This is a genomic window from Dietzia sp. NPDC055340 (assembly GCF_053645335.1).
The window spans coordinates 59,564-74,371 of sequence record NZ_JBSHML010000023.1 but is presented as its reverse complement, the minus strand read 5'-3'; the positions used below and the strand labels follow the sequence as shown (position 1 = coordinate 74,371).

General features: G+C 67.5%; 13 protein-coding genes. 2 read left to right on the top strand and 11 right to left on the bottom strand.

Features of this window, described 5'->3' with window-relative positions:
• Positions 1-46: 46 nt before the first annotated feature.
• On the bottom strand, positions 47-1,843 hold the full coding sequence (aspS, locus tag ACWIFB_RS15525) for an aspartate--tRNA ligase (protein ID WP_452098933.1): 1,797 nt from the start codon (positions 1,841-1,843) through the stop codon (positions 47-49).
• Positions 1,844-2,071: 228 nt separating this feature from the next.
• On the opposite strand from aspS, the gene ypfJ reads away from it, so the two are divergent.
• The gene (gene ypfJ / locus ACWIFB_RS15520; protein WP_452098934.1) at positions 2,072-2,986 is read left to right on the top strand and encodes a KPN_02809 family neutral zinc metallopeptidase; all 915 of its coding nucleotides are present in this window, start codon (positions 2,072-2,074) and stop codon (positions 2,984-2,986) included.
• 69 nt (positions 2,987-3,055) lie between these two features.
• Here ypfJ and hisS read toward each other — a convergent pair whose 3' ends face one another.
• Positions 3,056-4,336, bottom strand: a complete 1,281-nt coding sequence (gene hisS / locus ACWIFB_RS15515) for a histidine--tRNA ligase (protein ID WP_454058730.1) — start codon at positions 4,334-4,336, stop codon at positions 3,056-3,058.
• Positions 4,337-4,381: 45 nt separating this feature from the next.
• Entirely contained in the window at positions 4,382-5,047 is a 666-nt protein-coding gene (locus ACWIFB_RS15510) for an MBL fold metallo-hydrolase (protein ID WP_452098936.1), read from the bottom strand.
• A 206-nt stretch (positions 5,048-5,253) separates the two neighbouring features.
• On the opposite strand from ACWIFB_RS15510, the gene ACWIFB_RS15505 reads away from it, so the two are divergent.
• Positions 5,254-6,177 (top strand): peptidylprolyl isomerase, encoded by a 924-nt coding sequence (locus tag ACWIFB_RS15505; RefSeq protein WP_454058729.1) that lies wholly within the window; start codon positions 5,254-5,256, stop codon positions 6,175-6,177.
• A gap of 60 nt (positions 6,178-6,237) precedes the next feature.
• On the opposite strand, the gene ACWIFB_RS15500 is transcribed toward ACWIFB_RS15505, so the two are convergent.
• From ACWIFB_RS15500 to ruvC, 8 genes are all read right to left on the bottom strand, one after another.
• Entirely contained in the window at positions 6,238-8,601 is a 2,364-nt protein-coding gene (locus ACWIFB_RS15500; RefSeq protein ID WP_454058728.1) for a RelA/SpoT family protein, read from the bottom strand.
• A gap of 48 nt (positions 8,602-8,649) precedes the next feature.
• Complete coding sequence (locus ACWIFB_RS15495) at positions 8,650-9,207, bottom strand: adenine phosphoribosyltransferase (protein ID WP_452098940.1); 558 nt, start codon at positions 9,205-9,207, stop codon at positions 8,650-8,652.
• Complete coding sequence (secF, locus tag ACWIFB_RS15490) at positions 9,204-10,250, bottom strand: protein translocase subunit SecF (RefSeq protein ID WP_454058735.1); 1,047 nt, start codon at positions 10,248-10,250, stop codon at positions 9,204-9,206. The genes ACWIFB_RS15495 and secF overlap by 4 nt, the downstream gene beginning before the upstream one ends.
• Before the next feature lie 11 nt (positions 10,251-10,261).
• Positions 10,262-11,962 carry a protein translocase subunit SecD gene (secD, locus tag ACWIFB_RS15485; RefSeq protein ID WP_454058727.1) on the bottom strand — a complete coding sequence of 567 codons (1,701 nt, stop codon included), beginning with the start codon at positions 11,960-11,962 and terminating at the stop codon, positions 10,262-10,264.
• Between the two features lie 78 nt (positions 11,963-12,040).
• Positions 12,041-12,355, bottom strand: a complete 315-nt coding sequence (gene yajC, locus ACWIFB_RS15480; RefSeq protein WP_452098942.1) for a preprotein translocase subunit YajC — start codon at positions 12,353-12,355, stop codon at positions 12,041-12,043.
• Positions 12,356-12,449: 94 nt separating this feature from the next.
• Positions 12,450-13,538: a Holliday junction branch migration DNA helicase RuvB gene (ruvB, locus tag ACWIFB_RS15475; RefSeq protein ID WP_452098944.1), complete on the bottom strand. Its 1,089-nt coding sequence runs from the start codon at positions 13,536-13,538 to the stop codon at positions 12,450-12,452.
• Positions 13,538-14,140 (bottom strand): Holliday junction branch migration protein RuvA, encoded by a 603-nt coding sequence (gene ruvA, locus ACWIFB_RS15470; protein WP_452098945.1) that lies wholly within the window; start codon positions 14,138-14,140, stop codon positions 13,538-13,540. Before ruvA ends, ruvB begins: the two co-directional genes overlap by 1 nt.
• The gene (ruvC, locus tag ACWIFB_RS15465; protein WP_452098946.1) at positions 14,137-14,796 is read right to left on the bottom strand and encodes a crossover junction endodeoxyribonuclease RuvC; all 660 of its coding nucleotides are present in this window, start codon (positions 14,794-14,796) and stop codon (positions 14,137-14,139) included. Before ruvC ends, ruvA begins: the two co-directional genes overlap by 4 nt.
• Positions 14,797-14,808: the final 12 nt, after the last annotated feature.

Genomic DNA, 14,808 nt, shown 5'->3' with positions numbered 1-14,808 from the left:
ACCCGGGGCGACCGGGTGGCGGGCGGTTCGTTTCCAGGCTGCCTGGTCAGGATTCGACGGGAGCCTGAGCCTGCTGACCCCGCGACGCGGGCCTGGCGTCGATCCCCGACTCCTTGCGTTGCTGGGTGGTGATCTCGGCCGGCGCATCGGTGAGCGGGTCGATCCCGCCGCCCGACTTCGGGAACGCGATCACGTCGCGGATCGAATCGGTGCCGGCGAGCAGAGCGCAGATGCGGTCCCAACCGAACGCGATGCCGCCGTGCGGCGGGGCGCCGTAGGAGAAGGCGTCCAGGAGGAAGCCGAACTTCTCCTGCGCCTCCTCCTGCGTGATGCCCATGACGCCGAACACCCGCTCCTGGATGTCCTTACGGTGGATGCGGATCGAGCCACCGCCGATCTCGTTGCCGTTACACACGATGTCGTAGGCGTAGGCGAGAGCTGATCCCGGATCCGTGTCGAAGGTGTCGAGGTGCTCGGGCTTGGGCGAGGTGAACGCGTGGTGCACCGCCGTCCAGGCGCCGGAGCCAACGGCCACGTCGCCGGCAGCGGTGGCGTCGTCGGCCGGCTCGAACATCGGGGCGTCGACCACCCAGGTGAAGGCCCACCTGGTGGGGTCGATCAGACCGAGCTTGTCGGCGATCTCGCCACGCGCCGCGCCCAGAAGGGCCCGCGTGGTCTTGACCGGACCGGCGCCGAAGAAGATGCAGTCTCCCGGCTCCGCCCCGACGTGCGCGGCGATACCGGCACGCTCCGAGTCCGAGAGGTTCTTGGCCACGGGGCCGCCGAGCTCGCCGTCCTCACCCACGAGGATGTACGCGAGGCCCTTGGCTCCGCGCTGCTTGGCCCACTCCTGCCAGGCGTCCAGCTGACGACGCGGCTGCGACGCCCCGCCCTTCATCACGACGGCGCCGACATACGGTGCCTTGAAGACCCGGAACGGGGTGTCCGCGAAGAACTCGGTGCATTCGACGAGCTCGATCTCGAAACGCAGGTCCGGCTTGTCCGAGCCGTAACGACGCATCGCCTCCTCATAGGTCATACGGGGAATAGGGGTCGAGATCTCGTAGCCCGCGGTCGCCCACACGGCCGTGAGGATCTCCTCGGCCAAGGCGATCACATCGTCCTGGTCGACAAAGCTCATCTCGACGTCGAGCTGGGTGAACTCAGGCTGCCGGTCCGCGCGGAAATCCTCGTCGCGGTAGCAGCGGGCCAGCTGGTAGTACTTCTCCATCCCGGCCACCATGAGGAGCTGCTTGAACAACTGCGGAGACTGCGGGAGCGCGTAGAAGGTGCCCGGCTGCAGGCGTGCGGGAACCAGGAAGTCGCGGGCGCCCTCGGGAGTGGACCGCGTCAGGGTCGGGGTCTCGATCTCGACGAAGTCATGCCGCGCCATGACACCACGGGCCGCGGAGTTGACCTTCGAGCGCAGACGCAACGCGGCACCCGGGCCCTCGCGGCGTAGATCGAGGTAACGGTGACGCAGGCGCGCCTCCTCCCCCACCTCGTCATCGAGCTGGAACGGGAGCGGGGCGGCCTCGCCGAGGACCTCGAACGAGGTCACGTCGATCTCGATCTCACCGGAGTCGAGGTTGGGGTTCTCCGAGCCCTCCGGGCGACGATCCACCACGCCGGTGACGGCGACACAGAACTCGTTGCGGAGACGATGGGCCCGCTCGGCGACCTCCTCGGATCGGAAGACCACCTGGCAGACGCCGGAGGAGTCGCGGAGATCGACGAAGATCACCCCGCCGTGGTCCCGGCGGCGCGCCACCCACCCGGCCAAGGTGACGGTGGCCCCTGCATCGGCGGCTCGGAGCTGGCCGGCGGAATGGGTGCGCAGCACTACGGTGGTCCTCTCGTCGGGGAAGCAAAGTGTGTTCGATGAGCCAGGGGACGGTCGACGACGCCGACAGTCCGCCGCCAGCCCGGACGCACAACAGTCTACGTCCACCACCCGGATAGGCCCGTGCCGGCTGCACACGGGGTGTACCGCGCAATAGTGTGAGGCCGACAGCGCGGGGTGGCGACGGCTCGGAAGACCGGGCGGCCCACGCGAGGGAGGGCGGAGGCCATGACATTCAGGCAGGGCGGCCGGCTGGACACCAGCGGTGTGTCAGGTGGTGGCCGAGGAGGTCGGGGCGGTCGGGGGGTGGCGATCGGTGGCGGTGTCGGCGGCATCGTTGTCGTCGTCATCGCCCTGTTCCTCGGCGTGGACCCGGCCCAGCTGGGCCTGACCGAAGGCGGTTCCGACGAACAGGGTCAGAATTCCTCATCGGCGGAGCAGTTCCAGACGCACATCGATCAGTGCGATCTCCAACAGGCGAACTCCGACACCATCTGCCGGATCGTCGCCACCACCGAGAGTCTCGAGGACGTCTGGACCGCCGAGTTACCCGCCCAGGTCGGCATGAACTGGGGCCAACCCCATACCAACATCTTCACCGGCCGCATCAACACCGGCTGCGGCGCCGGCTCCTCCGACGTCGGGCCCTTCTACTGTCCCGCGGACCAGGAGGTCTACATCGACCCGGCGTTCTTCGACGACGTCCTGGTAGGGCGTCTCGGCGGTTCACCGGACGGCGCGGCCCAGATGTACGTGGTGGCACACGAGTTCGGCCATCACCTGCAGACCATGCTCGGCGACATCCGACGATCTCAGCAGGATCCACGCGGCCCCTCCTCCGGCGCGGTACGCGTGGAACTGCAGGCCGACTGCTACGCCGGGCTGTGGGCGCACTACGCCACGTCCACCCCCGCGCCAGGAGGGCAGCAGCCCCTCCTCGAGAGCCTGACCGAGCGGGACGTCGACGCGATCATCCAGACCGCGGAGGCGATCGGCGACGACCACATCCAGAAGTCCGGCGGCGCACGCGTCGATCCGGGCTCGTGGACCCACGGCTCGTCCGAGATGCGTCGGCAGTGGTTCGTCACGGGTTACCAGCAGGGGTCCGTGGCCGACTGCGACACGTTCAGCGCGCAGCTCTGAACGAGGTGGTTCTCAACGACGTGGCGCCGCCTGCTCTGCCGCGGAGGCAGCGCAGGCGGCCACGCATCGTCAGTCGTCGAGCAGTCCACGAACGTGATCGACCACCGAATCGAGCGGAACCGAGTGCTGCTCCCCCGTCGACATGGTCTTGACCACGGCGGTCCCCGCGGCGAGTTCGTCCTCGCCCACGACGATCGTCACCGCCGCCCCGGACCTGTCGGCGGCCTTGAAGGAGCCCTTCATCCCGCGGTCCCCGTAGGCCATGTCGGCGCGTACCCCGCCCCGACGGAACTCCGCGAGTACCGGCACGAGCGCCGACTTCGCCGCGGCGCCCAGGGCGACCCCGTAGACGTCGACCCTGCCGCCGGCCGTCGGATCGAGGCCCTCCGCCTCGAGCGCGAGCATCGTGCGGTCCACGCCGATCCCGAACCCGATCCCGGACAGGTCCTGGCCGCCCAACTGCGCCATCAGACCGTCGTAGCGACCGCCACCGCCGATCCCGGACTGTGCGCCGAGACCGTCATGAACGAACTCGAACGTGGTCTTGGTGTAGTAGTCCAGTCCCCGCACCATGCGGGGGTTGACCACGTACGGCACGCCGAGCGCGTCGAGATGGGCGCGCACCGACCCGAAGTGCTCCGCGCTCGAGTCCGACAGGTGATCGATCATCAGCGGCGCGTCCTCGAGCTGGACGCGGACCTCGGGACGCTTGTCATCGAGAACGCGGAGCGGGTTGATCCGGGCGCGCTCGCGGGTGGCCTCGTCCAGCTCCAGCCCGGCGAGGAAGCCCTGGAGCCGCTCTCTGTACTCGGGGCGGCACGTGTCGTCGCCCAGTGAGGTCAACTCCAAGCGGAACCCGGTCAACCCGAGCGAGCGGAACGCCTCGTCAGCGACCGCGATCACCTCGGCGTCAAGCGCCGGGTCGTCCACACCGATGGCCTCGATCCCCACCTGCTGCAGCTGGCGGTAGCGGCCGGCCTGCGGACGCTCGTAGCGGAAGAACGGACCCGCATAACAGAGCTTCACCGGTAGCTGCCCTCGATCCAGGCCGTGCTCGATCACCGCGCGCATGACGCCCGCGGTGCCCTCCGGTCGCAGAGTCACGCTCCGCCCGCCCCGGTCGGAGAAGGTGTACATCTCCTTGGAGACCACGTCGGTGGACTCGCCGACGCCCCGCGCGAACAGGGTCGTCTCCTCGAAGACGGGCAACTCGATATGGCCGTAGCCCGCCCTGCGCGCCGCATGCGTGATCGCGTCCCGTACGGCGACGAACGCCGCCGACGTCGGCGGCACGTAATCGGGCACGCCCTTGGGCGCCTTGATGACGGTCTTCTTCTGGCTACCGGTCACGGGTCGAAAATCCTCGGCTCTCTCGAAATGCAGGGATGGCGGTTGCTACAGGTCTCGCAGGAACGGGTTCGAGCGCCGCTCACGACCGACCGTGGTGGACGGGCCGTGCCCGGGCAGGACCACGGCGTCGTCGTCCAACACGAGGAACTTCTTCGCGATGGACTGCATGAGCACGTCGGTGTCCCCGGCCGGCAGGTCGGTTCGGCCGACACCGTCCTGGAACAGCACGTCACCACCGAGGACCACCATGCGAGGCCCCTGCTCGCTCTCCACCTGGATCCTGAACGACACCGAACCCGGACTGTGCCCGGGGACATGGTCGACGTCGAAGACCATCGAACCGAATGTCAGGGTGTCACCGTCGAATACCTCGATCACCTCGGTGGGCTCGGTGAACTCCGCGCCCTTGAGCATCGCCGACAGGTCCAGAGACAGTCCCTTGGCCGGATCCGACAACATCTCCCGGTCATCCGGGTGGATGTAGGCAGGCACCCCGTAATGATCGGCGACCTGCTGCGCGTTCCAGATGTGGTCGAGATGACCGTGGGTCAACAGCACGGCCCGGGGCCGCAGACCCGCCTCGGAAACCTGCTGGCGGACCTGCGCTTCGGAATCCTGACCGGGGTCCACGACCACGCAGTCCCCGGAATCGTCGGACACGATGTAGCAGTTGGTCTGGAACATCCCCGCGGGGAAACCGACGATCTGCACGTCACGTACTCCTCTTCTCGCATCACCCACGACGTGTGACGCGGAGCTGGGGGCCAACGGACCGCGACACCGGAGTGGTGTGCGGTCATCTCAGCCCGACCTGGTAGACAAGGACCCTGGGCTGGAGCGTCACGGCTTCCCGCGGGAAGTCACCTAGGACGATCCAGCCGACCGTTCCAGCCTAGTCCAGGTACCCAGGAGGGTCTGTGTCCACCAACCAGGAACGTCGAGCCGAGGCACGCCAGCGCCTGCGCGAGCAGATGGAGGCCCAGGCACGCCGTGAGAAGCAGCTGAAGATCGCTGCGGCCGCCGTGGTGGTCGTGGTGCTCCTCGGGATCGTCGGCTTCGTGGTCTGGAACAAGGCTGAGGAGGCCCGCGCCGAAGAATACGCGGCGAACTGGATCACCTGCGATTACCCGGAGGACACGGCGGCGCCGGAGAAGATCGACCCCGCCGAGTATGAGGACCAGGGGCCCGAGGTCGTTGCCGAGGTCGAGCGGTTCAACGAGCAGGTCGACGAGATCGGTGAGAGCAAGCGCGACGGCGAGGCGCCCACCGGGGACCAGCCGCGTCGAGGTACCGCAGAGATCACCATCACCACCAACAGCGGGGAGATCCCGCTCCTGCTCGACCGCGAGGGCGCCCCGTGCAACGTCGCGAGTTTCGTCTCCCTGTCGGAGCAGGGTTTCTTCAACGACACCGAATGCCACCGTCTGACCGTCGCCGAGGAGGGCGCGGCCCTGTCCGTCCTACAGTGCGGCGACCCGACCGGCACGGGCCTGTCCGGGCCGGGATACACGGTGGTCGATGAGCCGCCCACCGATCTCGCCGTGGCCGACGACGGCTCGGGGATGTCGGTCTACCCGCGCGGCACGGTCGCCATGGCCAAGTCGCAGGCGCCGAACAGTGCCGGTAGCCAGTTCTTCCTGGTCTACGAGGACTCGATGCTCCCCGCCGAGTACACGGTCATGGGAACGATCAGTGAGTCCGGCCTCGAGGTACTCGACGAGATCACCGACGCGGGCGTGAAGAGCAATGACCCGTCGAATGCCGACTACCAACGGCCGAAGAGTGCTGTCGAGATCGAGAAGGTCACCGTCGGTGCCCAGGAGGGCCTGCCTGAAGAGTGATCGGGCGCCGGAGACAGGACGGCCCCCAGCTTCCACGCTGGAGACCGTCCTTTTCTCTTCTCAGTTCGAGGTCAGCCGGCTGACGTCGAAGACACCCTCCACCCGCCTGACGGCGCCCAGGACGTGACCCAGGTGTTTGGGATCGGCCATCTCGAACGTGAATCGGGAGATCGCCACCCTGTCATCGCCGGCGGTCTGCACCGACGCGGACAGGATGTTGACCTTCTCGTCGGCGAGGACCTTGGTCACATCCGAAAGCAGGCGATGACGATCGAGGGCCTCCACCTGGATCGCCACGAGGAAGACCGCGCCGGGCTGTGGTGCCCACTCGACCTTGACGAGCCGTTCGGGTTCACGATGTAGATCGGAGGCATTGGTGCAGTCGGTACGGTGAACACTGACCGTGCCGCCCCGGGTGATGAAACCCAGTACCTCGTCACCGGGAACCGGCATACAGCACCGAGCGAGTTTCGCGTGGACGTCCTCGACACCACCGACCAGGACGCCGGCGCCCGCAGGCGCGGATCGACGCGGGGCGATGGTCTTGTCCCGCGACCTGTCGGCGAGTTCCTCGGTGACCTCATCCACGCCACCATGGGCTGCGACGAGTCGTCCGACGACGGTCTTCGCCGAGACGTGATGCTCGCCGATGGCCGTGTAGAGCGCGGTGACGTCGGCGAAGCCGAGCTCGCGGGCCACGCCGGCGATCGTCTCGTTGGAGAAGACCCGGTGAACGGGAACGCCGCCGCGTCTGACCTCACGGGTGATGAGGTCTTTGCCCCTCTCCAGAGCCTCCTCGCGGCGCTCCTTGGCGAACCACTGCCGGATGGAGCTCTTGGCCCGGCCGGAGACGACGAACTTCTGCCAGTCGAGGCTCGGGCCGGCGTTGGGGTCCTTGGAGGTGAACACCTCCACGACCTCGCCGTTCTCGAGAGGCCGTTCGAGGGCCACGAGCTTTCCGTTCACGCGCGCACCGATACACCGGTGTCCGACCTCGGTGTGCACGGCGTAGGCGAAATCGACCGGCGTCGCACCCACCGGAAGGTTCACCACGTCCCCCTTCGGGGTGAAGACGAAGATCTCCTTGCTGGTCATCTCGAATCGCAGCGAGTCGAGGAACTCACCGGGATCCGCGGCCTCTCGCTGCCAGCTCAGCAGCTGGCGCATCCACGCCATATCGTCGAGTTCGGCCTGGTCGCCGTGGTGCTTGCCCCGCGTCTCCTTGTACCGCCAATGCGCCGCGATGCCGTACTCGGCATTTCGGTGCATCTCGTGGGTGCGGATCTGGATTTCGAGCGGTTTGCCGTCCGGGCCGATCACTGTGGTGTGCAGAGACCGGTAGACGCCGAACCGGGGCTGCGCGATGTAGTCCTTGAACCGACCCGGCATGGGCTTCCACGTGGAGTGGACGACACCGATCGCCGCATAGCAGTCCCGCACGTCCTCGCACAGGACGCGGATGCCGACCAGATCGTGGATCTCGTCGAACTCACGACCGCGGACGATCATCTTCTGATAGATCGACCAGTAGTGCTTCGGACGCCCCTCCACCGTGGCCTCGATATGGGCCTTCTCCAGCTCTGCGTTGACGCGCCCGATCACTGTACCCAGGTACACGTCCCGGCTCGGCGCGCGATCGGCGACCAGCCGGACGATCTCCTGGTACTTCTTGGGTTCCAGGATCGCGAATGCGAGATCCTCGAGTTCCCACTTGATCGTGGCCATTCCGAGCCGATGCGCCAGCGGCGCGATCACCTCGAGCGTTTCACGGGCCTTCTTGACCTGCTTCTCCGGCGGGAGGAACCGCATCGTCCGCATGTTGTGCAGCCGGTCCCCCACCTTGATCACCAGCACACGGGGATCGTGCGCCATCGCGATGATCATCTTGCGGATCGTCTCCGCCTCCGCGGCTTCGCCGAACTCGACCTTGTCGAGTTTGGTCACTCCGTCGACGAGGTGCGCGACCTCGCCGCCGAAATCCGTGGACAGCTGCTCGAGCGAGTAGTCGGTGTCCTCCACGGTGTCGTGGAGCAGGGCGGCCACGAGTGTCGTGGTATCCATCCCCATCTCCGCGCAGATGGTCGCGACGGCGAGCGGGTGGGTGATGTAGGGGTCGCCGGACTTCCGGTAGACGCCTGCGTGCTGCTTGTCGGCCAGCGCGTAGGCCCGGGCGAGTAGGCCGACGTCGGCCTTCGGGTGGTGGACCCGATGGACCCGGACCAGCGGCTCGAGCACCGCGGGCGTCGACGTGATGGCCAGACCCGACGTCAGGCGCCGAGCCCAGCGAGCCCTCACCCGACGACTCGCCGACGGCTTGGTGCCCGGGATCACCGGTAGCGGCTGGGTGGTGGGTTGCGGCTGTCCGGCCGCGCCCTCACGTTCCCCGCGGCCGGTCTGAGCCGCGGGGTCCGGTCGTTGCGTCATTCCCGCCTCCTCCCTGAGCATCGAAGTGCCGCGCCCAGCGGCCGGGTGTTACGCGACCGTGAGGCAGGTCAGCGATGTGTCGGCCAGTCTATCCCGACCCCCGAGACCCGGGACCTCGAGAACGACGGAGAGACCGGCGACGATCGCGCCGCAGTCGTCCAGCAGACCGACTGCCGCGCTGAGCGTTCCTCCGGTCGCCAGCACATCGTCGACGACGAGAACGCGCTTACCGCTGAGGTCGAGGCCGTCAGCGGGCAGTTCGAGGGTCGCAGCCCCGTACTCGAGCTCGTAGGACCGCGAATGCACCGGCGGGGGTAGCTTCCCGGCCTTCCGTATCGCGAGCACACCGGTGTGCAGACGTATGGCCACCGCACCGGCGAGAAGGAAGCCTCGCGCGTCCAGCCCCGCGACATAATCGATGGATCCGACCTCGTGTCCTGCGGCCAGCCCACGCACGACCGCGTCGAAACCCTCGGAATCCGCGAGGACCGGGGTGAGGTCACAGAACTGGACGCCGGCGGAGGGAAAGTCCTCGACGCGGCGCATCAGACGTTCAACAGCTGAACTGATCGCCGGGGAGACAGTTGTCAGGGGGGACTCGGTCATGCGAGCGCTTCCGCCTTTTCACGTCGGGCCAGTACCTTCGTCGTCTGGCGCTTGATCTCGGGGTCGCGTTGCTTGAGCGTCACCAGGAGCGGTGTCGCGAGGAATACCGACGAGAAGGTACCGGTCACGATACCGACCATCTGCACGATCGCCAGATCCATGAGGGTGCCCACGCCCAGGATCCACACCGCGATGATGACGAGCGCCAGGAGCGGAAGGATGCCGATGACGGTGGTGTGAATGGACCGCATGAGTGTCTGGTTGACACCGAGGTTCGCTTCTTCGGCATACGTGCGACTAGCGGTGTGTTTGAGCCCGCGGGTGTTCTCCTCGACCTTGTCGAAGACGATCACCGTGTCATACAGGGAGAATCCGAGGATCGTCAGCAATCCGATCACGGTGGCGGGAGTTACCTCGAATCCGACGATCGAGTAAATCCCCGCAGTGGTGATCATGTCGAAGAGCAGGGCCACGATCGCGGCCGTCGCCATCTGCCACTCGAATCGGAAGGCGATGTAACCGAAGACGATCACGAGGAACACGGCAAGCGCGATCAGGGCCTTCTGGGTGACCTGGCCGCCCCAGCTCTCGCTACGCGCGGAATCGCCGATGGCCTCCACCGACGTCTCGCCGGCCGCGGTGACGGGCTGGAACTCCTCGAACATCGCGTTCTTGGTGGCCGCGATCTCGTCCGTGGTCAGGAAGCGGGTTTCCACCTCGACGATCCGTGCATTGCCCGTGCCGACGATCTGCACCATCTCGGGCTCTTCGCCCAACGATTCCTCGACCACCGCGGCGACGCGGTCCTTGTCGATCTCGCCGGCGGGCATGGTGAGTTTCGTGCCGCCGGCGAAGTCGATGCCGAAGCTGAAACCACGTAGCAGGATGCTCGCGAGACAGACCGCGACGATCACCAGGGTGAGGACGTAGAACCTACGACGGTTACCGACCACCTCGAACGCACCGGTGCCCGTGTAGAGACGGTTGAACAGACTGTCATTCGAGTCATGCTCTGCCGGGGCGCCGTCGCCGGGCGTGGCCATGGTGGACGTGCTCATCGGCGCTCCTCCTCGTCTTCGGTGCCGGGACGGCCCGGGGTTCCGGTGGCCGTGGCCCCGTCGGGCCCCTGGATCGTGGCGGTGACGCCCCGTCCACGGGTCTGCTCGGCCTTCTTCTCCTCGCGACGCTCGATACGCCGCCGTTCAGCGGCGGCGGCCTGCAGGTTCGCCATGCGACCCATACCGTTGGCCCAGGGCTCGGAGAAGACGTCCTTGGTCGAGGCCAGGTAGACCAACGGCCACGTCACGGTGAAGGCCACGAACACATCCATGACGGTCGTCAGACCCAGAGTGAACGCGAACCCGCGCACCTCGCCGCTGGCAAGCAGGTAGAGGACCACCGCGCCGATGAGGCTGACCATGTTTCCGGTGACGATCGTCCGGCTCGCGCTCTTCCATGCTCTCGGAACGGCCGATCTGAATCTGTGTCCGTCCCGGAGTTCGTCCTTGATGCGCTCGAAGAACACGACGTAGGAGTCGGCGGTCATACCGATGCCGATCACGAGTCCGGCGATGCCGGCGAGGTCGAGGCTGTAGTCGACCGTGTATCCGAGGAAGACCAACATCCCGTAGGTGAGGAGGAAGGACAGGGCCAGCGAGATGAACGCGAGCACGCCGAGCAACCGGTAGAACACGGCCGAGTAGATGAGCACGAGGAGGAACCCGATCGCGCCGGCGAGAAGCCCCGCCTCGAGCGAGGCCAGGCCGAGCGAGGCCGGCACGTTGTCGACGTTCGGGTCCTCGAAAGAGATCGGGAGGGCGCCGTACCGGAGGTTGCCGGCGAGCGTCGACGCCTCGTCGGTCGAGAACTCGCCGGTGATCGAGGTTGCCGAACCGACCGGGGTCACGCCCTGGACGACCGGGGCGCTGATCACCTCGCCGTCGAGGAGGATCGCGATCTGCTTCTGCAGGTTCTCCTGGGTCAGACGCGACCAGGTGGCGCTTCCCTGCTCGCCCGGGCCGGCGTTGAACCGGAAGGAGACCTCGTTTTTTCCCGCCTGCTGACTGAACCCGGAGCTGACGGAGTCTTTGACGATCTGCTGCCCGTCCAGGCGTTTGCCGTCGTCGGGCTCTCCGACGAGGAGCGGCACCGGACCGAGTACGTACTTCCCGGTCTCCCCACACGCGATCAACGCCTGCGCAGGATCATCGAAACCCGCGAGGACATCCCGCTCCGGACAGCGGAACGTGGCGAGCGACTCGGTGAGCTCCTGGGGGTCGCCCTGCCGCACCTCGCGAGCCTCGGCGACCTCCTGGGCCACCGCCTCGCTGTCCCCCTTCGCTGCGGGCACCGGTTCACGATCGCCCGGCTCAACGGGCTGGAACTGGATGACCGGTCGAATGGTCAGCTGCGAGGTGGTTCCGAGATCTCGGGCCTGGCTGGAGTCCTCCCCGGGAACGGTGAGCACGATGTTGCTGCCCTCGATCACCACGGAGGTTCCGGCGACGCCCAAACCGTCGACGCGGTCTCGGATGATCTCCTGCGCGAGCTGGAGATCAGCCTCAGCCGGCTGTCCCTTGGGGATCAGCGTCACGCGCGTCCCGCCCTGGAGATCGATCCCCAGTTTCGGGGAGAGCCCCCGGTCCGCCACCGCGAATGAGGCGACGAAGATGATGAACAGAGCCAGGAAGAAGATGGCGAGTAACCGCCATGGCCTCGGTCTCGCGTCCGCGCGCCGGGGACGTACTGGTGTCACGGGGAACTTCCTTGCGTAGGTGACTCGGTGGCCGACAGCGGACCGGACGGCCCTATCACCCTACTTCCGGGTAGGGCCTTACAGAGAACTCGAGTCGTCCGATCCGGAATCTGTCCCGGTATCCGTGGATCCGGCGGTGTCGAGCTTCTCCCGGATCACTCGCCGGTCCCAGACGGTCTTGACGCCGGGCGCGATCTCGAGCCCGACGGTCTCCTCGTCGATCGACGCGATCGTCGCGTGGACGCCGGAGGTCGTGAGCACCCGGTCACCAACCGTGAGGGAGTCCTGCATCTCGCGGAGTGCCTTCATCGCCTTCCGCTGTTTGGAACTCTGCAGGAACATGAGCACGATCAGCACGACGATCATCAACGGCAGAAGCAGTTCAAGTCCCATGGGGTCCTCCTGGTACGGACCCAGCGCTGCTGCAGGCCCTGTCAATTGTGGTCCGGATGGCGGACGGTCTCGTCCGAGGATGCCAGCCGGGGGCTCACCGTGCCGAGTCGGGTCCCCCGTCGACCTCCATACGGAGCATGGGCTGCCCACTCCCCCGTTCCGGACGCGTCATGCCCATGTGGTCCCACGCCGCCGCCGTTGCCACCCGGCCTCGTGGCGTGCGCGCGAGAAGGCCGGCCCGCACGAGAAACGGTTCACACACCTCTTCCAGCGTGGTGGCTTCCTCACCGACGGCTACGGCCAGTGTGCTCAGTCCGACCGGGCCGCCCTCGTGTTGGACCAGCAGGGCTCGCAGTACGGCCCTGTCCAACCTGTCGAGCCCCAGTTGGTCGACTTCGTAGACCTCCAGTGCCGCGCGGGCGACCGGGACGGTGATCCGGCCGTCGGCCCGCACCTCGGCGAAATCCCGGACTCGCCGCAACAGACGATTGGCGATTCGCGGTGTGCCCCGCGACCTGCCGGCCACCTCGAGCGCCGCATCGGGGTCGACCGGGATGGTCAGGATGTCAGCGGCCCGTGTCACGATCCGCGCCAGATCCTGATCGGTGTAGAAGTCCATGTGTGCGGTGAAACCGAACCGGTCTCGAAGCGGCCCGGTCAGTGCGCCGGACCTGGTGGTGGCACCGACGAGGGTGAACGGCGCGATCTCGAGAGGAATCGAGGTGGCGCCCGGCCCCTTTCCCACCATGATGTCGATCCGAAAATCCTCCATCGCGAGATACAACATCTCTTCCGCGGGCCGGGCGATCCGATGGATCTCGTCGATGAACAGCACGTCGCCCTCGATGAGGTTCGAGAGCATGGCCGCGAGATCCCCGGGACGTTCCAACGCGGGGCCCGAGGTGATGCGGAGTGAGCCGCCGAGCTCCGCGGCGACGATCATCGCCAGGCTCGTCTTGCCCAGGCCGGGCGGGCCGGAGAACAGCAGATGATCCGGTACGACCCCACGCCGGGTAGCGGCGGTCAAGACCAGGTCCAGCTGCTCCCGGACCGTCTCCTGGCCGATGAACTCGCCGAGGTTTCGCGGGCGCAACGCCCCCTCGACATCCGTGTCGAACGGGGTGAGTGCAGCAGTGAGCCCGGACTCCGGCTCGCCACCCGATTCCTCGAAGGGACCCGTCATCAGCGTTTCCCGAGCGACTTGAGCGCCATCCGGAGGGCTTCTGCAGGACCCAGACCCGGATCGGAGGCCAACACCGCGGTGGCGGTCTTGTCCGCCTCTGCGGCGGAGAACCCCAGCCCTTCCAGCGCCTCGGCCACCTCGGTCGCGGCGGGGACCGCGCCACCGCTGCCGTCGGCCGAAGCCGCGCCCGCCTCGCCGGGAAGCGGCCCCACCTTGTCCTTGAGTTCGAGAACCATGCGTTCCGCTGTGCGTTTGCCGACGCCCGGGACGCGGGTGAGCGCCTTGACATCACCGGAGCCGAGTGCGCGGATCAACTCGTGCGGCTCGAGAGTGGCCAGGATCGCCAGCGCCAGTCGCGGCCCCACGCCGGACACGGTCTGAACAGTGAGGAACAGTCCCCTGGCCTCCACCGAGTCGAACCCGTAGAGCGTCAGCGAGTCCTCCCGCACCACGAGTTCGGTGTGGAGCATGCCCTCCGAACCGCGGCGCAACCCGGCGAGCGCCGCCGGTGTCGCGTGCACCAGGACCCCGACCCCGCCGGTCTCCACGACACAGCGATCCAGACCGATCTCGGCCACCGTTCCCCGGATCGAGGCGATCACCAGCGGACTCCCTTCGTTCGAGCCATCCCCCGGGCGGCTGCCCGGGCACGTTCCTGGTCCGCGGCGGATCCCCGGCCCCGGATCCCCCGCGACGCGGCCGACTCACGCGCCACCGCGACCTTCGCCTCGAAACCTGCGCGGGACCGCGCCACCTGCGCGTCCAGCGAGGCGACACGGCCCTGCATCGGAGCCCGCCAGCTGTGGCATACGGCCAACGCGAGCGCGTCCGCCGCGTCGGCCGGACTGGGCGGCTTCTGCAGTCCCAGGATCCGGGTGATCATCAGCGTCATCTGCTTCTTGTCCGCGCGCCCACTTCCGGTGATGGCGGCCTTGACCTCCGACGGTGTGTGGAATGCCACCGGGATGTCCCGGTAGGCGGCGGCGAGCGCGACCACGCCGGCGGCCTGCGCGGTGCCCATCGCCGTGGACACCTGGTTCTGTGCGAAGACCCTCTCGATCGCCACGACGTCCGGCTCGTGGACGTCCATCCACTCGTCGGCGACCGTGTGCACCGCCCGCAACCGCCGCTCGAGCGGCTCGTCCGCGGTCGTCCGCACCACGTCCACGTCCAATGCGGTGACAGCCCGACCCGGTGCGGTCTCGATCAGCGCGAGACCGCACCGGGTCAGCCCCGGGTCCACACCCATGACGCGCATAGCGCCCCCTCC